The organism is Bacteriovorax sp. BAL6_X (assembly GCF_000443995.1).
GTDB lineage: Bacteria > Bdellovibrionota > Bacteriovoracia > Bacteriovoracales > Bacteriovoracaceae > Halobacteriovorax_A.
This window is the reverse complement of the sequence record NZ_AUMC01000003.1, coordinates 361,790-385,717: the sequence shown is the minus strand read 5'-3', so window position 1 is coordinate 385,717 and position 23,928 is coordinate 361,790. Positions and strand designations below refer to the sequence as shown.

Genomic DNA, 23,928 nt, shown 5'->3' with positions numbered 1-23,928 from the left:
AATGGTACAATACAGAAGTTAATAAGAGGATTAGTATGATTAAGATTTCAACTATAAGTATCTGTAAACTGGTAATAATATTAATACTTCCTTCAATTGCTTTTGCCTCGAACGCAAGTGACTTCATCTCCACGATGAAGAAACACGTCGGTGAATACAATACCCTTGTAAAGAACTCTGACTTTTGTGATGCCTCAGAAATTCAATTTGTTGATGAAAAGTCACCTATGAAAGGTCTAAGAATTGGTCATCGAATTTTTATCGGACCCCTTACTGATAAGAACAAAAGTGAAAAGTCAGATTGTACATACACTTCAACATTCACTTATACGAAGACAAAAGTAGTACAAATTAGTGAGGTTAAGAACTGTATGCCTTCCACTAAGCAGAAAGATTCGTTGAGCACTCAAACTCTAGAAATAAAGAGTGATATGATCAACTATGAATCAAAAGAGAGTGGTATCAAGTGTTCCTATATTAAAGTTCAAAAAAATAAGGAGGCAAAGTAATGAAGTCTCTTATTCTTTTTTTGATTCTATTTTTTAATTTTAACTCTTATAGTAACGATCTCGAATCAAGAGAGGCAGATTTCTTGAAAGAACTCAATAATGTAATCAATAGTTTCACGAATCCTCCCGATGGAGATTGCCATAATTGCCAGGTCGAAGATAATACAATATCTCAAGGAGACCCTCTCCCTACTGAGCACCGTAGAGATGGTAAGTACTTTAACAAAGACTGCCAGATGTTCATTAATGAAGATGGTAATGAAGGTGTTTGGGGACAAATGATTACAAATTATATCGATAACGAAGCAGGTGCTGCTGATGTATTTCTACATAATGAAATCAAGGGAATGACAGCAAGACCATATACGTGTCCAAATTGGTATAATCTTAATAATGAACAAAGAAAGAGGTTTTGGGTTTGGATGTTTGCTTCCATCGCTCAAGTTGAATCTTCATGTGACCCAACAAAAGTAAATACCGGTCGTGTACCAGACCCTACAGATCGCCCTACTGGCCTCTTTCAGTTAAATCGCAAAAAAGATGCACGTTATTGGCGAGGTAAAAATTGTCAATTTGCTAATGGGTATAAGTCGACAATTGAACCAATTAACCAAGTTCGCTGCAGTATGGATATCATGTACAATATCCTCCTTGGTAAAAAAGGTATGTATAAAGCGAATGGTAAAATATTTCCAACGAACTCTTATTGGGAAAAATTAAGACCTAATCATAGCCAGACAGGTGGGCCAATTGGAGAACTTGCACGTATGTATCCACCATGTAATGCAACCCCTTAATAACTGGAGGGTAAGCCCAATAAAATTGGCACCTCCGGCACTTAAATTGGAAAATTTATCCACTTAACTACCTAAATTTCTCTTCTTTAATGTTTCATAATAATATGTCGATATGCCACTGTAAACACAGGGGAACTTTGTTGTACGTAAGTAGAATCTTGATATTTATTTTAGCGTTTAGTTTAAGCTTCTTATCCTTAAACCTACACGCTTCGACAAGTAAGCTCGGTTATTCGGGACGTCTTGTGCAAAGTAATGGAACTCCTATTACAGGAACTCCTAATCTTCAATTTGATCTCTTCTATTCAAATGATCTTTCTACAGTTGTTGCAACTCAAACAATTAATAGTGTTCCACTCTCTAATGGAATTTATACCGTTGAATTAGATTTTGCCGGTATTGCAACAGTCATTAATACTATTCCTGTAGGAGAGACCTTAGTTATTCGTGTGACAGATACGACGAACTCAATCGTTTTTGATTATCAAAATATCTTAGCGAATCCAATTTCAGTTTATGCAAATCACGCAGCTCTTGCAGAGGCCATTGTAAACGATGCAGTGACTCCTGACAGTGTTGATTTCAATGGAGCCTGTGCTCCAGGACAAGTTGTTTCTGTAAATGCATCAAATGAATTTGAATGTGTGAATCAAACGGCGGCGGTTGCTGTTGATACGACTCTAGTTGATAATGCGGGAGTTATTGGTCAAGCAAATATTGGGTCTGCCGGAACTTACACATCGGTAACAGTTGATAACTTCGGACGTGTAACCAGCGGTTCAAGTCCAGAAATTGATTCAAGTGGAATCCAAGATGGGTCAATTATGGATGCGGATATTAACGCAGCAGCAGCTATTAGTTGGTCAAAGATTAATGCGCCAACAATTGATAAAACTTATGTCGGACTTGGAAATGTTGCCAATGTAGCACAAATTCCGGCAAGTGACCTTGATAACTCGGGAACTTTAGATTCAGCAACTCAAGTTCCAAGTGAGCTTGCAGTAAAAGGCTACGTCGATACGACTGCGCAAGCGATGGCCGATGCAAAAGTTATAAATTCGATGGCAGGAACAGAAACAGATACTGCACCTTCTGTTGATTCAGTAAAAAATTATGTAACAGCTCAAACAGGTGCTATTACTTCATCTCAGTGGGCAACAAGTGGTAGCGACATTCATTATTCAACAGGTAAAGTTGGTATCAATATTAACGCTCCAACATCGCAACTTCATATCAAAGAAGTTGATGATACTTGGGCGAGCTCATTTAGAATGGACCGTTCATGGGATAGTACAACTGATTACTTTCAAATGATGTATGACTATCAAGGGCTAAAGATTAGAACAATGGCCAATGATGCTGATGAAGCACATATTATTTTTAGGCCACTAAATTCTGAGGCCATGAGAATAACTGAATCTGGAAATGTTGGTATTGGAATAGATACACCGACAGAAAAACTTGATGTAGCTGGAAAGGTAAAAGCAACTGAGCTATGTATCGGTGTTGACTGTCGCGCGGCATGGCCTACAGGAAACGCAGGAACAGTAACAGCAGTGACTGGTGGTACAGGACTTACTGGTGGTACAATTACTTCTTCGGGAACTCTTGCAGTTGATGTCGGAACAACGAATGGCAAGATTGCTCAAGTAGGTGCTGGTGATAAATTAGCAGATTCAATTATTAACTATAATCCTGCCATTGATGTTGCCTTAACAGGGTTTACAACAGGTGCAGCTTCAAGTGTACTTGCGACAGATAGTGTCCTTCAAGCATTCCAAAAAGTTCAAGGACAACTTGACTCTCACGCATCGTCTCTTGCATCAATCTCAGCTTATGACACTGATGATATTTCAGAGGGCTCAACGAACCTTTATCACACTGATGCCAGAGCAAAAACTGCAGCAGTTGTGAACTCGACAGTAGGCAGTGAGACAGATCAGGCACCTTCAGTTGCTGCTATTAAATCATATGTTGATAATCGCGCAACACAATGGACAACAGCAGGAAGTGATATTCACTATCCGACAGGAAATATTGGAATTGGTGTAACAACACCATATTCGCTTCTTGATATTAACGGTGTAGATAAAACCGTAAGTCTTGCGGCAGGAAGAGATTTTCCTGCGATGCTACGTTTAAATTCGACAGATCCAGCGATCGGCGCTGAAAGTAATATTCTATTTACATCTAACTACTCAGGATCTTCAAAAGTTGCCAATGCATCGATTGCTTCGATTCAGGAAACAGATGGTGCCAATGCAGACTATGGACAAGCCTCCCTTGTTTTTAGAACAAGTGGTTCATTAATTGCAGATCTTAATAAAGAAAGAATGCGAATTAATGGTGCAGGTAATGTTGGGATTGGTGTTGCATCTCCAGGCCACAAGCTTACCGTAAATGGTGGTGCAAACTTTGCAACGGATTCAGGCACTCAACCATTCTATATTTCAAGAGCAGGTGCAACAACTGAAGCATTCTCACTAACTGTTGGAGATACAGCATCTTTCTTTGATCTAATTGAAGATAATGGTGAACCAGACTTTCAAGACATGAACTTCCGCCTAATCTATGAAGGTGGTGATACTCATACATACCTTAGAACATTTGCCACAGGCCCTAATGCTGGTGATGTTGATGTCTATCTTCAGTCTTCTGGTGGAAATGTTGCCATTGGAAATATCGCACCAACACAGAAGCTTACTATTGATGGTGGTATGAATGTCACAACAGGCAATGATATCTGTATTGACGGTGTAGGTTGTTTATCAGGTGTTGTTGCAGCAAGTGGAGAACAAAACACTGCTTCAAGTGCCGGTGGAACTTCTCTCTATAAGACAAAGACTGGAACTGACTTAGTATTCAAAGGCCTAACAGCTTCTAGTGATCTTACTCTAACGGCGAACACTGATGATGTGAATATAGCTGTTAATACTTCAAATGGTGCCAATGAGCTTTTAAGACTCGATGGAAGTGGACGTGTACCAGCATCAAATGTAATGAGCACACCTCTTACAGGATATTCAGTTGGAGCAAATTCTGTACTAGCTGCAACAGATACAATACTGGATGCTTACGGAAAACTACAGGCACAAATCAATGCGAACTACACAGCAATTACGGGTCTTGCAAATACTGATGACCTGGCCGAAGGTGCAACCAATTTATACTTTACGAATGGACGAGCTCAATCAGCAGCAGTTGTAAACTCGACAGCTGGAGCTCAAACGGTACAAGCTCCTTCAGTTAGTGCAATGAAAAGTTATGTAACAACTCAAATTGGTGGTATTAATCAATCTCAATGGACAACAACTGGAAGTAATATCTATTATAACTCTGGTAACGTAGGTATAGGAACGACCACACCACAAAGTCAACTACATGTAAGTGGAGCTCTTAATTCTTATATATACCTAGAAGATCGCTCCGGTGGTGCCGATAATAAGATATGGTCATTCAACAATAATGACGGCTATCTATACCTTGGCCAAAGAAATGATGATGCCTCATATAAAAATACTCATATGACAATTACACCAACTGGAAATGTTGGAATCGGAACTATTACCCCGAGTGAAAAACTAGAAATTTATAATGGTAATCTTTTAATGAAAGATATTACTAATGGAGGATCTAAGTCCATTACTTTTGTAGAGGCCGGTTCTGCTAATACTTCTGACTTTAGCATCACCTATGATGGAACTGGAAGCGGTGATACTAATGCTTTAAATATTACGACACAATACAGTGGTGGAACAATCATGCGAATGATGGCCGGAGGAAATATAGGAGTAGGAACTTCTACTCCAACAGAAAAGCTTCATGTAGCGGGGAATGTTCTCGCAGCAGCTTACCTCTACACTTCAGATGAGAGATTCAAAGAAAACGTGGAAACGATTATTGATCCACTTCACAAGGTAAACTCTCTACGTGGGGTAACTTTTGATTGGAAAACAGAAGAATTTCCAGAGAGAAATTTTCCAAAAGAAAAGACTGTAGGTTTTATCGCCCAGGAAGTTGAAAAAGTTCAACCAGAATTAGTAAAGACAGGACAAGATGGCTATAAATCTGTTCAGTACGGAAATATCACGGCGCTTTTAGTAGAAGCAGTAAAATCAATTTCAAATAAGATTGATAAGCTCTTTAATAATGATGAAGAAGTTAAAAGAGAGATTGCTTCACTTAAAGAAGAAAACGAGCAACTTAAAGCAGATATGCAAGAGATGCGCAAAGCAATTAAAGAGTTACAAAAAGCAAATAAGAAATGAACATTCAAATAGGTTTTCTATTTACTCTACTCTTCTCGCAAGCTGTTCTTGCGATCAATACTGTTGATACTGGTTTCAAACTAGCAACCAATGAACTTAAAACAATAGTGGCCCATAATACTTGCAAGAAAGTATGGAATACATCAACAACAAATGAACATTTTGTTGCAACGAAGACTAATCCAGAATGGATGAATTTCTATGCCAATGCACCATCTGATATTGTCGTTCGTGACTGTCAAGTTTCATGCTCGACATTAAATAAAACAGGAACATATCCAAGTGGTCTTTACACAATTGACATCGATGGAGCAGGACCGCTAGCGGCCTTAAGCGTTTATTGCGATATGGATAATAATGGTGGTGGCTGGACGAGAATCTATAAGCATAATGTCGCCGGTGGATTCTTTCCTACGACTAATTCGGCTCTACTCTATAATCAAGCAGCACCGACTGGTAACCTCTATTCCATCATTCAGTATATTGATGAGTTTGAAAATCTTAATCGTTTTACTTTTTGGATTAACTACCCTAACGAAGGTAAAAAAAATATTTGGTCACAATTTACAAATCCAATTTACGACACTCCTGTTCGTGGTTATCGAGAAATTGATATTGAAATGAATAGTCAAAGATGGGGTGGCCTAGAGCTTGGAAATAATAGTTTTGGCTACTCAAATAGTGATCAATCTCTTATTGATGGTTCAGTTAACCACTCAAATTGGTACTTTGCCATTGGTTCAGATGCTGCTTATAAAACGGGAATTCCTTCAGATCACAATAATAATGTTGGGACACAATTAGCAGAGCTCTATCTCCACGATGAAGGGATGAGACCAATGTCATGTCAACATATCTTAGAGCTAGGAGAATCCAAGGGTTCAGGAGTTTATACGATCTATCCAGATCAAGTTACTGCCACACAAGTTTATTGTGAAATGGATATCGACAATGGTGGTTGGACTCTCTTCTATGCCAATGCAGCAGATCCTGCAATGACGACGAAGAAGTCATATAACATAATGAAAAATGAATTTGCTGGCATCAATATCAATAGTACAAATTATGCGGATATTAATACAATTGGGATGCATAATTTCTTTGATTTCTCGGCAACGCAAATGATGGCACGAGATATCGGCAACTGGGGAGCAACTGACTACTCGACTGTTGAATTCTTTAACCCAGAAGATTTTAACCTTGTTGTTGATATTAAGGCAGGACCAAGTAGGACGACACCAGGAGATTGTGACATTATGACAGGTGGCTCACAATTTCACTTTAGAAATAGCAATGGAACAAGTTACTACTTAGATAGTCAAACTAACTGGGCAGGAGTTGGTTTTGGATGGGGAGACTGTCTTCCCGCATACAATCAAACAGGAACATCTGACGTACACGATCAGCCACGTCACTATATTTATCATACAAATGGAAGCGACGACCTTTCACGTGTTCGTGGAGTTGGTGGTTTCAACACAGGACAAGCTACTGTCAAGGCACGTTACTTTTTAAGAGAAAAATATAATCGTCCAAAGAACTGTATGGATATTCTTTTAAGTGGTAAATCACGAGGGAATGGTTCTTATACGATTTATCCAGAAGGAACGGCCGTTACAGTTGACTGTGATATGACGACAGAAGGCGGTGGCTGGACAAAAGTATGGCATGGCTACCCGACCCACGCTGTTCGAGGTGATACTTCTGCGGAAGTATACTCGAAATCAAACTCGATTGCCTTCAATCAAATGCGCATCGAAAGTGTAAACACTGGATTTAGCATTACAGATAACACTTGGGAGACGGCTTACCTCGATAAGACAATTCCAGACTATTTTCAACAAGTCGTTTCCCAAGCAGATGCGACAAGCCCTCAAGTAAAATTTGCAGATATGGATGGTACAGAAGATGTAGAACTTGTTGGGAAGTATTTCTTCCATGGCTACGGGAATAACTGGCGTGTCTTCTATTCATGCGTCAATGTGGATCCAAATATTACAGACCGAATCTTCATTGGTGGAGGTTACGGTAAGAGATGTACTCCTAGAGACTCAATGGTACGAAGTGATATCACGACTTGTACATCTTCTGATAACAACTACTGTACAAATGCTTATAATAGTACCGAAGTTGAATCAGGTCTTGGTCTTACTCTTAAACAATATCAAGAAACACGTGTTTGGGTACGTTCACTTCCTTCAATGAAGTCATGTCGAGAGATTCTTGATCGTGGTTATTCAAGTGGAACAGGGATTTATATAATTGATCCAGATAGTCCCGTTGGAGAAACTCCTCCTTTTCCAACAGTATGTGATATGGGGACTCAAGGAGGTGGTTGGACACTAGTATGGGGGAATACGAGAGAAGGAACAAATAAGCCAACGACAGGTATTACATATAGTGATTCAATAAATACAACTCCACGTTGTTCATATGATCGTTCATCATCAAATGATTTCACGGGAAAATGCTCTCCAATCGCCAGACCGGGAATGCCTGCAGCACAAACACTGAATTACTACCTAGAATATTTTAATTATTTCCTCGGTCTAAAACATTGGAATTCGATTTCTGGAAATAATGATTTTCAGCTCCTCTATTCCTGGTCACCTGATTATGAACAAACGATCTCGCAACAGGCAATCATGACAGTGAAAAATTTTGATCCTGCTGATAAGTATCGATTAAATATTGAATCTTATACTCAATTACTAGGAACAGTAGCTGCACCAATTGCTACAAGTCATAATGGAATGATGTGGTCTACTACAGACCAAGACAATGATACTCATACAGGGAATTGTGCGACATTTTATACTGATACACCCTTCTGGTATGCAAGCTGCTGGAGCGGTAAAATTCATGGAGGGGGAGAAGCATCTGAAGGTGGATACTTTAACGGTGCCTACTGGAGTGGATCCGCTAAGCAATGGGCAACAGATCCAGCAACAGCAATTGGTGCTGGAAATGGGTGGTTTATGATTCGTGAATCGAATTCATATGGAGAATACAAATCCTCTTGTAAGCAAATTCTTGAAGAGAATCCAAATGCTCCTTCAGGAAATTACACGATCAACTTCCAACCAGGACAAAACGCTCTGCGTACGGTTTACTGTGATATGACAACAGATGGCGGAGGCTGGACTCTTGTTGTTCGCTCAAGTGGAGTTACAGATCTTGATAACTCTATTATGGTGAGTGCAATTGCAGACAATCTCTTAACAGAGAGAACACTGCCTAATACTCAAGCATCAATAAACCCAGAGTACTTCTCACGGGCCAATGGAACAACTGATGCTATGTTTATCTCTCCATCTTACAATGGCGGTGCTCCGATTATTGAAAATGGCAATGGAACTTGGGATTACGACAAAGTGGATTGTACAGGAAACCTTCGCCATACAAGTAGAACAGAAGGATGCGCTGGTCAAAATGCCAATGATAATTATGATGGAGCCGATGCATATAATCTTACCATCAATGGTGGAAATGAAGGTGTTGTACCAGCATATGGAACAGAAGTGTGCTACTCAGGAAAAGGCGCCTGTAGCTTTGAATTCTATCTACGCTAATCTAATCAGCTAAGAGCTTTGCTAAAAAACAAGTTTTGCCATCAGAGTGCCTAACTCCTTTATAGGTGATATCGTGCTTAAACTCCCCTTCAACATTTCGAGCTCGGTAAATATCGATCTCATCCCCTAGGTGAGTTTCGGCCATGAAGTTAATTTCAAATTCATTAAGCGTTGCCGTTTTATGGAGTTCGATCGGAATCGAATCAAGAATCCACTGTGAATACTTCGTATTATTGACATGCATATTTAAATCAAGATCACTATTTCGTACTGTAATGGTATTAACTTTTTCAAAGTTATCCCTTACCTCAACTTTATGAGCAATATAATCTAAATGATAATCAGTGCGTGGATTAATTCTCTCCATTGAGAAGTCAGGCTTTTTCACCTTTCTTGTCACACCATCTAGGATCATCCATACAGTTGAGCAATCTCCAATTTTTTCACCATCAAGAAAGATTTCAAACTCGCGAAAGGCGTACATTCCTTCGGGAGGCCTCGACCAAGTTTGAATTTCAACGCTCTCATTCCATACAGGAAATTTTGTCATACGAAGTTTTTGTCTTACGAGAACCCAAAAGGATTGATCTCTTATCATATCTTCTAAACCAAAACCCATCACCTCTGCATGAACAGTAGCAATGTCCTGTAAATAACCAAGAATACCGAATAGGCCCAATTTCTTGTTGATATTCACACTATTGATACTAACCTGATACGTCTTTTTAAATACTTTATCTTTCATGCATCTATTAAAGCAAAAGCGTATTGGTTTTGGCCAGTGTCTAAAAGATGAACAGTATCTATGGCATTTTTGCATGGTTTTTGGCCTTTTTCTTGGCATAGCAGTTGCAACTAATAAATTGAATCAAATTCTTGGGAGGAATTTATGAAAGCTTGTTACAAAAAGCTGTTTATTATGAGTGCATTATTTCTATCGAGCACTTACGTGCAAAATGAAATGCTAGTTTCAGACAACTCATATCATAGTGGCCATTACCGCGAGATCGCTGGTGAAAAGCAAGTTTCTGTAACATCTTATCAAGTCCACCAAAAAGGTATTTTTGATCTTTGGTTCGATACAGCGAAACTCTTTGGCAAGGTTGAAAATATTGTAAAAATTGAAATTAAAGACGTCGATGAAAAGCTTGTCAAAGACTTCAAAGACTTATCAAAAAGATATGAGGACCTACAAGGTAAATCAGATACTCTCTCGCAAGAACTTGCAAAAAGTAGTGAGGAAATATCTAAGCTAAAATCGAAATTAGCAAATGTACAATCATCTGATCCTGTTGATGACAATATACGCCAAGAAAAAATTAAGGCACTCGAAGAATTAATCGAGCAAAGAACAGCCGAGCTAGATACGGCAAAAGAAGCAATTTCAAAATTTGATGAAACAAGAGAGAAGCTTCAAGAAATCAGTGAGAAGTTTTCAGCACTAGAATTAGAAAATGAAGAATTAAAGAAAGAAAATGCAATCTTAGTTTGTGAGCTGGAGAATGCAAAATCTAAGATTGACACTGATGAAATAAAGAAACTTCAAGATGAACTTGCAAAGATTACGGCAGAGCTTGAAGACTATAAGAATGATTCAACTGATATAGAAGAAAAGCAAGTTACCGCTGAAGCAGATAGTAAAGAAATAGATAAAGATAAATTGAAAGCAAAGAAGAAAGAAAAAGACGAGTCTGAAGACGACAAGCTCTCAGAGGCCGAACTTGCTCTCATTGAATATATCCGAGAGATGAAGGAGCAAGCAGAGTACCAACGCCAACAACAGCAAGAGGCCGTGGCCATGCAACAATTTGTTAGTATGCTTACCTCTCAATTTACGCAACCACAGGTGAATTCATACTTTGGTACATACGATGCCCTTAATCAGAGACAAGAGAGCTTTTCAAATATGGTTAGAGACTTTAGAGAGCAATCTTTTATGATGCAAGATTTGAATCGCCTTAATAATTGGAATTATAGTTATAACGATTATTACGGTACAAGTGCACCGATGCTGAGAGTAAGTGAATCAATGCCTTGGGGTAACTACTACGCTCCAGAACAATCAATTAAAGTGCAGAATTTTGATTACTCAAAACATGGCTATAACTGGGATAACAATATTCCAAACCAAAACTTTAATATGGGTATCAATACTGCAGACAGTAACCCTATTTTAAATAATTACACGACTGCTTTAGACGCTAATGATAGTGCTAACATAAAACTTTTTTAATACCCATCCCCCCTTCTAAATTTGATCAAAGGCCGAGTTAGACACTCGGCCTTTACTTTTTTCGGTAATTATTGCCGATTTTTCTAAACTTATTCACCTATCTTTCGAAGAGGTATGTACTACATCTAAAGGAATTAAGGTTAGAATGATGAAAGAAATTAATATGGAAGTTGCTAAAAAAAGAATTATTAAAAAGTGCCATGTTTGTGGCCATGTGCACGATACCGCAACCGAAGTACAAAAATGCCAAAGCTGCAAGAAATCATTCTTACCAACAAAATACTTTGATAAAGTCCACGCAAAAAACTCTTCTGACTTTAAGCTATTGTTTTCAGATGTTAACGAGCTGCACGAAGAAGATATTATTAAAGGTATTACCGTACTTTGGTAAGACTTTATTAATTCTCGATCAAGTTCCAACGTGATATCGTTCTCTAATGGAGAACACAACACAAGCAACTCAAAATTTTAATTTACACCCAGTCGTTCAAAGACTCTTTCAAAAAAGAGGAATGGGCGTTGAAGAGATTCAAGAATTTCTTTCTTGGGACCTGAAAGCATTACCTAACTTTGGTGAACTTATTGATATTGATATTGCCGCTGATGAGATCATCAAGGCCATTGATAATAATGAGAAGATTGCCATCTATGGAGACTACGATGTAGACGGAACGACGTCTTGTGCACTCTTCTACCAATTCTTTCAAAAGCTAAATTTAGAAGTTGATCTTATTCAACCTTCTCGCTTTGTCGAAGGCTATGGCCTTCATAATTGCTCAATTGATCGCGCTATTGAAGAAGGCATTGACCTTATGATTACGGTTGACTGTGGTATTTCAAATGTTGAAGCAGCAGCTTATGCAAAAGAGAAAGGCCTAAAGCTTATTATCACTGACCACCATAAGGATGGACGTGAAACAATGCCAGAAGCTGTAGCCGTAGTTAACCCTTCTCGCCGTGATGAGCCTGCTGATTCAGCAATGAAACCTCTTGCAGGTGTTGGTGTAGCTTTTGCTATTTGTGTGGAAATTAGAAAGAAGCTATTGGCCCGTGGACAAGAGATTCCGTCTGTTTACGATCTTCTTCAATACGTTGCTATTGGTACTATTTGTGACCTTGCTCCACTTTCTCCAATGAACTTAAAACTTGTTCGTCATGGGATGAGACTGATTAAGAATACTCAATACGAAGGAATTAAGGCCTTCTTTGATCCAACAGATCGTGGCAAAGATATTATTCCAAGTGAAAAACTGTCTTTTAATGTAGGACCCCTCATTAATTCAAAAGGTCGACTTGACCACCCTGAAGTTGCTCTAAAACTTTTAATATCAAAAGATTATAACGAAGCTCGTGAATACTATCATCAGCTAGTAAATTGCAATACTGAACGCAAGGCCATTCAAAGAGAAGTTTTTGAAGAGGCCAAGGAACAAGTTATTGATGAACTCAAAAGAAATGGTGAATTGGACATTGCAATTGTTTATGCCCCACACTTTCATGAGGGCGTTATTGGCATTGTTGCTTCAAAGCTTGTTGAAACTTTTAAAGTTCCTGCTATTGTATTTAGTAATGCTGAAGACGAAGGTGTAATTAAGGCGTCTGCTAGATCTGCAGGAGAGCTTGATATTTACAAGCTACTAGATGAGCACCGTGAGCTTTTCTTAAAGTTTGGTGGACACAAGGCTGCGGCCGGTCTTTCAATGCCAGTTGATAACCTTGAGACATTCAAGACTTCAATGAATGAAAAGCTTCAGGCCATTCCATTAATAGAAAGAACTGTGCAAGACTTCTATGATCTTGAGATCACACCAGATGAAATAGACCCAGGACTCCTTAGAGGACTAGACGCTCTTGAGCCATTTGGAATGGGCAATGAGAAGCCTATTTTCAAATTAAAAGGCGCAAAACTTAAGAGCTTTGATCTATTAAAAGATGTTCACGTAAGATGGAATTTTACTTCGATTACAAATCAGAAAATTAATCTTAAAGGGATTAGTTTTAACTATATGTCTAAGTGGGGACAACTTACACCTGATCAAATATATGACCGTCAAGCAGACCCCAATAGTGTATTAGAGGTCTACTTCACATTGGCCTTAAACTATTTCAACGGTAATAAATATATTCAACTGATGGTTGATAGAGTTGAGATAACTTAAAAGCTATATCCAACTCCCAGTCCAAATCGATTAACGACTAAGTCACTTGGTCCCGTCATATTATGCATTTTAAATAAAGCATGCATAAAGAACTTGTTATAAATATTCATTGCTGAGTAGACCATTAGCTTACTTCCACTAAACTCATAATCCTCTGAAGAAGATGAACTAGAGGAGAACATAGAATAAGAATAACTAATCTTAAGAAGTACATTTTTTCTATATACATTAAAGTTCTTCTGAATACCCAAAGTAAAATAAATCACGCTATTTTTATCAAAAGCAATTTCAGAATTTGTTACAAGCTCATCAATATTAAATGTATTGAACCTTTCATAATCCAATCCGGAATATAACGTTATATTATTTTTAATATCATAGTTACCATAGAAATTACCGCCAATTTCTGCATCGACTTGAATATCTCCAAAGTCAAGATTTGTTGATGCGGTATCTAAGTATGAATAATATAAACTTGATGAAAAGCTTACATCCTTTATATTTGGTTTGTAACTAAGACTTAAGCCAAGCGTAAAAGACGAGTTTTGTTTAAATACAACTTTAGAATTATTTTTACTTTGATCAAAATTACCAAATGAGGCCATATAGAAAACGGATGTTTTTAGATTCTTTAATACACTCTCGCTACTTGAACTAGATTTTTTATAAATATCACTCTTATTTGTAGTACTTACTTTGCGAGCTTTATACAATTTATTAATATCAACTTTAGAAGTATCAATATAAAGAAGAATCTTCTGCGGCATTAAATTATTCCAATCCTCTATATCAGGATTAAATTTCTTAGTTGCTCTAACCATCTTATAGGTCTCGGAATATTCAACTTCTTCATATAGAAGACGACTATAAATAGCCTTTAAACTTGTCTGTTTTTTCACAACAAGTTTAATTTTGAAAAATTTCACTTCTTGATTTTCTGCACTACTAAGAGCACTAGTATTAAGCTGAAATATAAAGATTAAAAGGAAACAAATTATTTTTTTCATATCTCTCCATTAATGAGCACAACTTATTCCACAAACGGTTTTACCTGTGTCACACATAAAAACAACACTTCCATCTAAAGGCACTTGTGGGTTTCCTAAACAACGATAGTTAGCATTTCCAATAGAACTATCATCCGGCCACCCTCTAGCATCAATAGTAACTCCTTCAACTCCTTCAAAAATGCGAGGAATTTGAGCATATGTAGCTAGGTCAAACACTGAAACATCAAGAGTCCCACCACCTATAAAATTTAAAAACATTTCATTATATTCACCGTTAGTATTTATGTTAAATGTTGCAGGAAACGTTAGATTATTTACAGCAGAGCCAGAAAACATTCTGCGAGCACCATTATTCAAAGAAGAATTACTAAAACTTGAAATATCTAACGAATTTAAATTAGATGTATTAGAAAACATATATGAAAAACTTCTGGAACTTGAAGTATCCCAATTTGAAATATTCAAACTAGAAAGACTCGTCATATTAGAAAAAACACTTGCTAAATTTGTTACACCAGATATCGTCCAACCTGTAAGATCAAGACTTGTTACATTTTGGGCGTCTGAAAAAATACTATATATATTTGTAGCACTTGCCGTATTCCACGCTTGAACATCACTTAAATCACTTGCATTTGTATTTGAAAACATTCTATTAAATGACGTCACATTAGATACATCCCAGTTGTCAAAGGTTAAACTCACTAAAGATGTTGTATCTTCAAAAACAGAATCTAGTTCTGTTAAATTTGAAGTATCAAATTCATTCATATTTATCGACTTTACTGTTGAATTGATAAATAAGTTGTTCATTGTTGTTAAGGCGGGAACTGTCCAATAAGAGAAATCAACATTATTTATATCGGAGTTTGAAAACATTCCCTCTATAGATGTTAGATTAGGAGCATTCAGTCCGTTCAAATTGATATTAAGTGCTCCATTGCCAGAAAATAAAAACATTCCGGTCATAAGTTGAACATTTGAAAAGTTCCAAGTCGACATATTCACTGTTTCAATTAAAGGGCAATTTCGAAACATCCATCTCATACTAGTAACGTTATCTGTAACGCCACCATTTACACTCTTTAAATTGCTAGCAAAAGCAAACATATTATAGAAGTCGTTCCAGGCCATATCACCTAAGTTTAAAACATGTTCTAATTCACTATGATTAATAACTAGCTTGCCTAATGACCCAGTCATAGTAATTGTATATGTTCCAGAGTTAGTATACGTGTGAGTGATACTACCTGCTGTAGCGGCAGGCTTAGTTACTGTGTCAACAGGGCTTGCGTCTCCCCAATCAATTACAACATTAGCCTCATTTGCTGTATCAAAATTGAAGGTAATATCGTGATTACTCCCTGGAATTAAGTACTCAAGCTCTAGGCTTTCACTAGCTCCACCTCCACCAGAGTCACCTGGGCCATCATTATTAAGCATAAACTTAACTTGAGGGTCCTGTATACAAGACAGTATTAGTAAAGAAGTTAGAATATAGATAACTTTCATAAGTCTCCCGAAGTTCTTAATGACCTCTTCGGAAGTAAATTTAATTTAAGTAATATAAAGAAAAAAAGTAAAGAATTAGGATTATTTTACCCAGTTGCTGCTCCTTATAAATTTATAAGGAGCAGATATTAAAAATTATCTTTCGATAGTTACCTTTTCCATAACGATATCGTGCATTGGACGATCATGCATACCAGTGCGAACTTCACCGATTTTTTCAACAACATCCATTCCCTCGATAACTTTACCAAAAACAGTGTGGCGTCCATCTAAGTGTGGAGTGGCACCAAGAGTGATAAAGAATTGAGATCCATTTGTACCTGGCCCCGCATTTGCCATTGAAAGAATCCCTGCACCGTCGTGACGAAGATCAGCACGACACTCATCTTCAAATTTATAACCAGGTCCACCCATTCCTGTTCCATCTGGGCATCCACCTTGAATAACAAAGCCAGCAATAACTCTGTGGAAAATTAATCCATCGTAGTATGGCCCTTCTTTCGCTGGAGTCTTTTGTCTACCTTCAATAAGGTTGGCAAAATTCCATACTGTTTCCGGACATTCTTTTGCATAAAGTTCTACTTTGAAATTCCCCATATTTGTTTCAAAGTTAGCGTATAGGCGATCTAGATCTTCTTTATGGGCATCTTTCTTAGTTCCAAAACCGAACATAATTACTCCTTAATAATTGATATATTTAAAGCGTCCTTTTATAAAATTCGGGCGCTTTTTATGAGAATAAACACGACGTCTTCTTACACTTGAGCTTAGATATTGGTCTAAGTAGAAATTTTCTTCAGAAGATAACTCTCCTTTAGGTGTGTAATAAGTTAAATAGCGATAGTCCACAAAATAAGCACCTTCAAAATTAACACTAGCTTCTTTAAGTGCAGGTTTTATTTCAGTGTCTTTAAGACATAGAGAAACAAAGACAGGTCTTCCTTCAAGCATTGACTTAGAAGACATAAGTTTCTTAAGCTGGGCCATATTATCGCGGTAGCTATCAAACCAAATAATATTAACTTGAGAAAACTTTGGTTGCTTTAGATAACCACCAGTGGCCGTAACAAAGTCGTTAGCACTAAAGAAGATTTGCTCAACTTCTTTTAGAGTCGGACTTCTCTCCATATTCTGAGCACGCTCTGTGTACAAGCGATTAAAAGCAAATTGAATTTGAGAAGCACTTTGATGGTCAATAGAGAAGCTATCCATAAGGTTCAAAATATTTAAGTATCTCATGTCACTTGTGCGTTTACACTGCCCTTCACCTGAAAAATTTCTCCACTCAGGAAGAATTGGAAGCATATAAACAGCGGCACCAGAATCGCGGTAGTACTCATCTGTTTGCACTCTTTTGTACTCGCGGTCAACGGCCGTCGTACAAGAAAGAAGTGCTAATATGAATACGATATAAAATAGTCTCAATATAAAACCTAGTTTTCAATTATTGCTTAGAAAAATATTTTAACATATTTTCTTTAATTTCTTCTAACGCCATCTCATAGAGAGAATAGAATCCCTCTTCATCACTCGTTAGACCTTTTACCTTACTAGACTCAACACTCACACCTTGATCGACACAAATACGGTCACAGGCAAGAGTTTTTAGCTGTTCAGCACCACCCAGTAGTTCACTTCCTTCGATAGTAACAAATAAACCTTTACGATCTAAGAGCTTATCGACAGAAGAAACAACAGCACTGTTATAAATCATAAGCCTTGGCTTCGGTTCAGCAGGCATTGGAGTTTTTGCCTTAATATGTGGCTCAAGAGATCTCCACTGCATTATTTTTTCTTCAAACTCTCTCTTCTCATCGTCAAATTGCTGACGATCCTTTGCTAAAAGGTCACTAAATTGAGAAATTTCATCTTTATATTCTTTAACTTGTGCTGAAGTTAAATTTCCAAATGGAACTTCTTCAGAAGTTATTATCTGTAGGGTCTTAGTTAGGTCTTCAAGATAGACATCTTTTATTAAACTTAGAAGTTTAAGGTTTTCAACTCCAGTCCCTACTAAGCATAGGTTTCTCGCGGCTTTTATAGCAGAAAGAGAAGCTTCGTGCTCAATGTGGTAAGTGATTCTGTTATCATCTGCAAGAGCTCGTTCATTTAAAGCATGAACTTGAGCTGCCCCCATTGGGTTTGCCATCGTTAATTCGTTTGAATAGCAAATGAAGTCAAAGTCCTCAAAAGACTCGATTGAATTCTTTAGAGAATCAAGAACGTCCTTACCTAGTTTTTCAAATATTTCTGGATTCTCTAATTTTTGGCGCTCAATTTCAGGTGTTGCATCGACTTTAAACACGACACGGAAAGTATCGGCCACACGAGAGCGATTTTCTAAAACTGAAGATGGACTGAGGAAGCGCTTATGAACGCGAATCACCTCTACATTACGATGGGCAACATCTCTAAAATCTTCAAGAGATTCACTTGGAATTTGACCAATAATTTTAACGTGGACACCTAAGTCTTCAAAAAAACGATAAGCGGCAAGGGCCTGCTTATCACTACCTAAAATCGCGATTTTCATGGCCCGATCTTATAAGTTTAAAGGCTTAATGACAATTAGATACCATTAAATAAAAAGAGATTTCATCTCTCCATTATCCACTACTGAGTACTCAGAGAATGCATAAATGAAGTTGATAAATTGCTCCATGGCCTTAAATGAGTGCATCGACTTGTCGAATTCACAACCATATTGCATATAAGTGACACCGTCCGCACCTTGAGTTAGTGCGCTGTGACGAATATTAACGATAACAGGAATATATGATCCTTTCGTGAAGTAGAATTTAAGCTTTAGCTCATCCCCTTCCTTGAGCTTTGCATCTGTCTTATCTGTCCATGGAACATTAAATGACAATCCATCATGAGAGATATCAACCATATTAATAGCGTAAGAATAACCATCTGATTCAATTACCGAGTAAGCTCCCATAAAGTTATTAAAGCAAATACGCTCAAAGCTTCTACGCTTCTTTTCGATATTCTCTTCTCTCTTAGCTTGGAAGTTAATTACTTTGTTATCAGACATTATTACCCCTTATTACAGATATTTTAGCTGTCTGACTTATCGTCAAAAGAGCATAAATCATGAGGTGAATAAGAGATAAATCTTGCACTAGGCAAGAAGGTCCAAATGTTAAAGACTTAGTAAAATTAAATACTTAGCGATATTTTTTCTTTTTCTGCCAAAAAGGAGTCGAAGAAATTTCAGAATGAAATAATTGGTAACTATCAAGCCTAGAGTGAACCATAAGTCCCTCTTCAGTTTCTGGATCATATTCCTCAGAATAAAAGGCACAACCTCGATTCTCTGGTTCATGGTTACAATTTGAGAACTGACAGTGGCGAGCGATCTCTTCAAGATCAGGGAAGAGCTCCATCAGATCATCTGGATCAATATCATCGAGAGAGAACGAACGTATCCCTGGAGAATCAATAAGATAGAAGTCACCAAGGTCGACAATTTCTGACCAAGTTGTCGTATGTGAGCCCTTACCAACTTTTCCAACCTGTTTAGTTTTAAGCTCAACTTCCCCCTCAGAGAGGCATGAAATCGTTTGTGACTTTCCTACCCCAGACTGGCCAACAAAGAGAGCTGTCTTACCTTTAAGCGCCTCTCTGAATTCATTCATTCCACCTTTTAGGTATTGGGTCTCATAATCCTTATCCAATGCACAGATCTCAAAATACTTAACGCCCAGTTCTTTAAGGCGTAGAATTTCATACTGGATATCAAATTCTTCGGGATCATATTGATCCATTTTATTGAAGACAACAATTGGCTCTACTCCCCACTGGAAGGCACGCACAAGAAAACGATCGATAATTCCACGCTTAAACTTTGGCCTTGCGGCACTTGATAGGATTACAAGATAGTCACAATTAGCGGCCGTTACTTTACGCTTAGATGTTCTCACTAGAATTCGAAAGATTTCATTTTTACGAGGCATGGCCTCTTTAATAATAAACTCTCCCGTTTCAGCTATCGTATCTAAATAAACGTTATCGCCAACAACGAGGGTTTCACCCTTCTTAAGAAGGTTACCAAGCGCCGTCGCCTTGACTACTTCTTTAGTTTCGTCGATGAGGCAATCGAAGTCGCGCTGGTGCGAGCGAATAATTTTAGCTTTTAGTACGTTATCTGACATAGAATTCCACTGTGTAAACTTTCTATAAACTTTACCATCTCTTCAACATTTTTACATCTTATATTGACAAATCTGGCATGTGCCATTATTTTAACTGAACACAAAGTCCAAGTACGCACTCGTAGCTCAGCTGGATAGAGCATCCGCCTTCTAAGCGGACGGTCTCAGGTTCGAATCCTGACGAGTGCGCCATTTTCTCAACGACTTTCTATGAATCAACAATCACTTAAATTTACAATTATCGTGGGCAGCTTCTGGATGCTTATCATGGGTATTATAAATCTTGTGTTTAAGCCATACGGAATTGATTACAATTCAGGCTGGGCCCCGACATCTGCTTTCTTTATTGCTAGCGCCCTAGTATTTAATTACATCACAAATTCAATTAAGATCTCTAAAGAGCATATTAGATCTTACTTAACTGTGAGCATCGCTTTCTTAGCAATGGCCGTTTCAATTAATTACTTATTTCCTATTTCAATGATTAAGAAATTTGAAATCATTAACTCAGAAATTCTCTTTCCACTTTTTAATTGGAATGTTTTTATTTCGAAGTCTGCTGATATTATCTTTCAACAGCTACTAATTAATATATTAATTGAACACTATCTAAAATTTTATAATCGAAGAGATAGTGTGAAGTACTTTGGGATTTTCTTCGCTGTCATTCACTTGCCACTATTTTATATATTTGGAATGGATGCCCTTTATTTCATTTTACCTTCAATTGCAGGCGGGCTCCTCTTTGCCTATCTCATTTCTTATTTCTACCGTGGCTACCTTCTATCTCTTGGTTTTCACTTCTCTTTTTATTTAGCTTTAGGTCTTTTTTTAAGATATTTAAATTAATTTAAATCTCTAAACCTCTAAATTTACTTAAATAAAACTTTGACAGTTAAAGGAATTTCCACGAGATGACGATAGGTTCTACATGAAACGAATCACTCTAGCGCTACTTTCAATTTACTTCTTTGCCTCGTGCTCACCTAGCTATCATGTTGCTTATGATGTGGATACTTGTGTGGAGGAAGTAGATAATCGCTATGCTGGAGAGAATCGTTCTCCAAGCTCAATTTACAAAATAGATGAAGTCGTTATTAACCAAAAGAGCAAAGAGCCAGAAATAAAAGTAAGCTCGTGGTCGCATTCCCAATGGTTTTACGAAGGAAAGAAGCCACACTACTTTTTCAAAGATACTAAATTATTTTCTTATCAAGAAGTTGATTGTCCTAAGAGATTCGGCGAAGAATATCGTAAGAAGAATCTTGGTATTGATAAGCGAATCAAAAAGATCGACCTCTAGTCTCCTTTATTCAATTCGCTTTAATAATCTATCGTAAGCTGTTTTCTTATAACGAACAGAGATTGCTTTCCAGATATCAACATTTGAATCTTCAATAATCTCACCTTCGCTATCTTCTTCCATTGCTGCAACCGCGTCTGCATTTGCCGCAAATTCAGAATTCTTATGAAGTGCATATTGATCAGCATCACTTTCACCAAAGTCAAACTTAAACCCACCATTATTAGCAGCACCGGCGGCATCAAGACCTTCTCCACCTTTAGCATCAACAGCTAGGCCATCTTGTAATTCCTCTTCATCTTCATTCTCATCAAATCTTGAACCTTGATTTGGTTGAGAAAGATATGGCAGAGCTGACATAAGACCACTTGAACCACCTGCTCTCTTATTTAAGTTTCCAAACTTCCTTCCAAATGAAGCAAGTAAATTTTTAGCAACAGGTTTCTTCTTATTTGCCTTTTGAGCGCGTTCAAGTGTTTTCTTCATAACAGCATTTGCTTTCTTATTAAGAGCGTTAGCAGATGAACCAAGGGCGTCAAATGCCTCTTGTGTCGTTGGTGAAATAGAAGTCGTATCTTGAATTCCATTAGCGGCATTAACAAGGGACCCCACTAAACTATCTGGCATCTTAAAACCAGCGGCATTCAATTTATCTGTTCCACTTACAATATACTTCTTAGCATTTGGACACGCCTTAGAGCCATTATTTGTAGCAATTTTAGGAAGGCCTCCAATACACTCAAATTTCTCACCAATTTGTTGAGGCGTATAAGCACTTAACATTGTCGTCTTCTTTTGAAGTGTTTTTGCTTGTGCACTTGTTACAGAATCAGCAGATCTAAATTTCTTTAAAATTGAATCGATCTTATCAATATTTTTTTGAATGGTATCAGCTTCCTTATCCATTGCTTTCGATGAAGCTAAAGAAGTTCCACTCATAGCAAGCCACAATGTTCCTCTTTTCGTACTTGAAAGCATGAATGTATCCATTGCTGTCCCTACTGGTAATTTATAAGCGGCAATTAATCCACCAAGGGCCCCAATAAGATTTCCATAACCAGCATGAGCTTTATTAATAAGTAGTGTAAGAATCGACGCATAGAAACCAGCTTTTACACTTGGTTTTGCATCTGCTCCTGTTTTAACTTCAGAACTTTCTCCTGAGTTCTTAACAGTTTCTTCGGTATGGACTAGACAGGCTGTTTCTACTACTGCCTTCGTTCCAGCAAGCGCACCAGTAGCGGCTTGAATCTCTCCTAAGGCAACTGATAGCTTTGCTGTTAGTGCTGCTGATACAGGGGTTGCAGACTGAGCTTTAGCAAGGTTCCCCTTACATAAAGTCGTTGCCTGTGTAGCCTTTGCATCTGCACCTAATTTACAAGTTTGCTTATTTGTTTCCTTCGTTTCAATTAAACTCATAAGCTGCGCATATTGGATCTTTGATTCACCTGGAATTAATTTAAGAGTCTCAATAGCCTCTGTTGTTACAGCCGTTGCCTCACATGCAGTAGTGTAAACTGCAGTGTCAGCAGCTGATGGATCCATACAAGCAACAGATCCAGCTTGAAGTGCCATTAATGCTTTCGCTCTTGCATTAACAGCTGCAGCACATGCTTGTGCCTGTATTTGCTCACCATTTCCTTGAACAAAAGCGATTCCAGAAGCTACAGCAAATGCAGCGGCTGCGGCTTTTTGATATTTTGATTTATTCTCTGCTGTTCCTTTGATTTCCTCTAGAGCAGCTTTCTCTTCTTCAAGCATCTGTTTTTGAGAAACATCAATCTGCCCATCTTCATCAAGACCTTCGTATTCAATTCGATCCTTACGATCCTTAAGTGACTCATTCTGCTTAAACGCACTCATCACTTCATTTAGTAATAAGATACCTGCTCCTAGAGCTGCGGCATATACGTCATAAGGCTTACTTGGTTTAAAGAAAAGCCAGATCTTTGCTACTAAGAATGCAATTGTTAACAAAATGAGAGGTGCAAAAAGTTGATTACTAAATATTCCAAGTAATCCCCCACTTGCTTTTTCCTTTGTATAGGTCCCACTATTTTGCTGACGCTTACGGGCCATACTATCACTATCGGATTCTTGAGCATTCTTTAACTTGAATGAACCGTCCCCCGACATAGAACGATCTTCTTTTGGAAGTGTACTTTGTGCCATCGCTTGTTGGCCTGTGATATTAAAGCGTGCCTGTTCAATATTGATTGCAATATTGAGGTTGATCATCGTGAAGATGATAGTCGCTGTTAATAATTTATTGAGTACGTTTAAGCTTCTCATAAGAATCCCTCTTTAATAATTTATATTTTATTATAGGGCCTTAAGAGTTCCTAAAAAAGCCGGAACTTAAGTGCATTCTCTTTAATATTAAGGACTTAGGCTTTAATGGTGAT

The 23,928-nt window shown here is 37.7% G+C and carries 18 protein-coding genes and 1 tRNA gene; 10 read left to right on the top strand and 9 right to left on the bottom strand.

Annotation, left to right across the window (positions count from 1 at the left end):
• Nucleotides 1-35 precede the first annotated feature (35 nt).
• From M902_RS01975 to M902_RS01960, 4 genes are all read left to right on the top strand, one after another.
• Entirely contained in the window at nucleotides 36-509 is a 474-nt protein-coding gene (locus M902_RS01975) for a hypothetical protein (protein ID WP_021265828.1), read from the top strand.
• Entirely contained in the window at nucleotides 509-1,306 is a 798-nt protein-coding gene (locus M902_RS01970; protein WP_021266125.1) for a transglycosylase SLT domain protein, read from the top strand. Before M902_RS01975 ends, M902_RS01970 begins: the two co-directional genes overlap by 1 nt.
• 140 nt (nucleotides 1,307-1,446) lie before the next feature.
• A complete protein-coding gene (locus M902_RS01965) occupies nucleotides 1,447-5,574 on the top strand; it encodes a tail fiber domain-containing protein (RefSeq protein ID WP_198011850.1) in 4,128 nt (1,375 codons plus the stop codon).
• On the top strand, nucleotides 5,571-9,146 hold the full coding sequence (locus M902_RS01960; RefSeq protein ID WP_021266269.1) for a fibrinogen-like YCDxxxxGGGW domain-containing protein: 3,576 nt from the start codon (nucleotides 5,571-5,573) through the stop codon (nucleotides 9,144-9,146). Before M902_RS01965 ends, M902_RS01960 begins: the two co-directional genes overlap by 4 nt.
• A 1-nt stretch (nucleotide 9,147) precedes the next feature.
• Here the strand turns inward: M902_RS01960 and M902_RS01955 are convergent, their stop codons facing one another.
• Complete coding sequence (locus tag M902_RS01955) at nucleotides 9,148-9,891, bottom strand: acyl-[acyl-carrier-protein] thioesterase (protein WP_021266261.1); 744 nt, start codon at nucleotides 9,889-9,891, stop codon at nucleotides 9,148-9,150.
• 144 nt (nucleotides 9,892-10,035) lie between these two features.
• On the opposite strand from M902_RS01955, the gene M902_RS01950 reads away from it, so the two are divergent.
• The 3 genes from M902_RS01950 (at nucleotide 10,036) to recJ (ending at nucleotide 13,538) form a co-directional block, all read left to right on the top strand.
• On the top strand, nucleotides 10,036-11,379 hold the full coding sequence (locus M902_RS01950) for a hypothetical protein (protein WP_021265739.1): 1,344 nt from the start codon (nucleotides 10,036-10,038) through the stop codon (nucleotides 11,377-11,379).
• Between the two features lie 145 nt (nucleotides 11,380-11,524).
• Entirely contained in the window at nucleotides 11,525-11,770 is a 246-nt protein-coding gene (locus M902_RS01945; protein WP_021265840.1) for a hypothetical protein, read from the top strand.
• 46 nt (nucleotides 11,771-11,816) lie between these two features.
• A complete protein-coding gene (recJ, locus tag M902_RS01940; RefSeq protein ID WP_021266058.1) occupies nucleotides 11,817-13,538 on the top strand; it encodes a single-stranded-DNA-specific exonuclease RecJ in 1,722 nt (573 codons plus the stop codon).
• Here the strand turns inward: recJ and M902_RS01935 are convergent.
• From M902_RS01935 to rsgA, 7 genes are all read right to left on the bottom strand, one after another.
• A complete protein-coding gene (locus M902_RS01935; RefSeq protein ID WP_156979691.1) occupies nucleotides 13,535-14,464 on the bottom strand; it encodes a hypothetical protein in 930 nt (309 codons plus the stop codon). The genes recJ and M902_RS01935 overlap by 4 nt on opposite strands.
• Before the next feature lie 90 nt (nucleotides 14,465-14,554).
• A complete protein-coding gene (locus M902_RS01930) occupies nucleotides 14,555-16,060 on the bottom strand; it encodes a BspA family leucine-rich repeat surface protein (protein ID WP_040313746.1) in 1,506 nt (501 codons plus the stop codon).
• Between the two features lie 135 nt (nucleotides 16,061-16,195).
• Complete coding sequence (locus M902_RS01925) at nucleotides 16,196-16,732, bottom strand: peptidylprolyl isomerase (protein WP_021266247.1); 537 nt, start codon at nucleotides 16,730-16,732, stop codon at nucleotides 16,196-16,198.
• 9 nt (nucleotides 16,733-16,741) lie between these two features.
• The gene (locus M902_RS01920) at nucleotides 16,742-17,485 is read right to left on the bottom strand and encodes a hypothetical protein (protein ID WP_021266458.1); all 744 of its coding nucleotides are present in this window, start codon (nucleotides 17,483-17,485) and stop codon (nucleotides 16,742-16,744) included.
• Between the two features lie 19 nt (nucleotides 17,486-17,504).
• Nucleotides 17,505-18,593 (bottom strand): hypothetical protein, encoded by a 1,089-nt coding sequence (locus tag M902_RS01915; RefSeq protein WP_021266354.1) that lies wholly within the window; start codon nucleotides 18,591-18,593, stop codon nucleotides 17,505-17,507.
• A gap of 45 nt (nucleotides 18,594-18,638) precedes the next feature.
• Nucleotides 18,639-19,100, bottom strand: a complete 462-nt coding sequence (locus tag M902_RS01910; RefSeq protein ID WP_021265844.1) for a PilZ domain-containing protein — start codon at nucleotides 19,098-19,100, stop codon at nucleotides 18,639-18,641.
• A 133-nt stretch (nucleotides 19,101-19,233) separates the two neighbouring features.
• Nucleotides 19,234-20,220, bottom strand: coding sequence for a ribosome small subunit-dependent GTPase A (rsgA, locus tag M902_RS01905; RefSeq protein WP_021266375.1), 987 nt, complete (start codon nucleotides 20,218-20,220; stop codon nucleotides 19,234-19,236).
• A gap of 115 nt (nucleotides 20,221-20,335) precedes the next feature.
• Here rsgA and M902_RS01900 point away from each other — a divergent pair.
• From M902_RS01900 to M902_RS01890, 3 genes are all read left to right on the top strand, one after another.
• A tRNA-Arg gene (locus M902_RS01900) sits at nucleotides 20,336-20,412 on the top strand.
• A gap of 18 nt (nucleotides 20,413-20,430) precedes the next feature.
• A complete protein-coding gene (locus M902_RS16285) occupies nucleotides 20,431-21,069 on the top strand; it encodes a hypothetical protein (RefSeq protein WP_084710413.1) in 639 nt (212 codons plus the stop codon).
• A gap of 82 nt (nucleotides 21,070-21,151) precedes the next feature.
• Entirely contained in the window at nucleotides 21,152-21,523 is a 372-nt protein-coding gene (locus M902_RS01890) for a hypothetical protein (RefSeq protein ID WP_021265722.1), read from the top strand.
• A 6-nt stretch (nucleotides 21,524-21,529) separates the two neighbouring features.
• On the opposite strand, the gene M902_RS01885 is transcribed toward M902_RS01890, so the two are convergent.
• The gene (locus M902_RS01885; protein ID WP_021266088.1) at nucleotides 21,530-23,815 is read right to left on the bottom strand and encodes a hypothetical protein; all 2,286 of its coding nucleotides are present in this window, start codon (nucleotides 23,813-23,815) and stop codon (nucleotides 21,530-21,532) included.
• Between the last annotated feature and the right edge of the window lie 113 nt (nucleotides 23,816-23,928).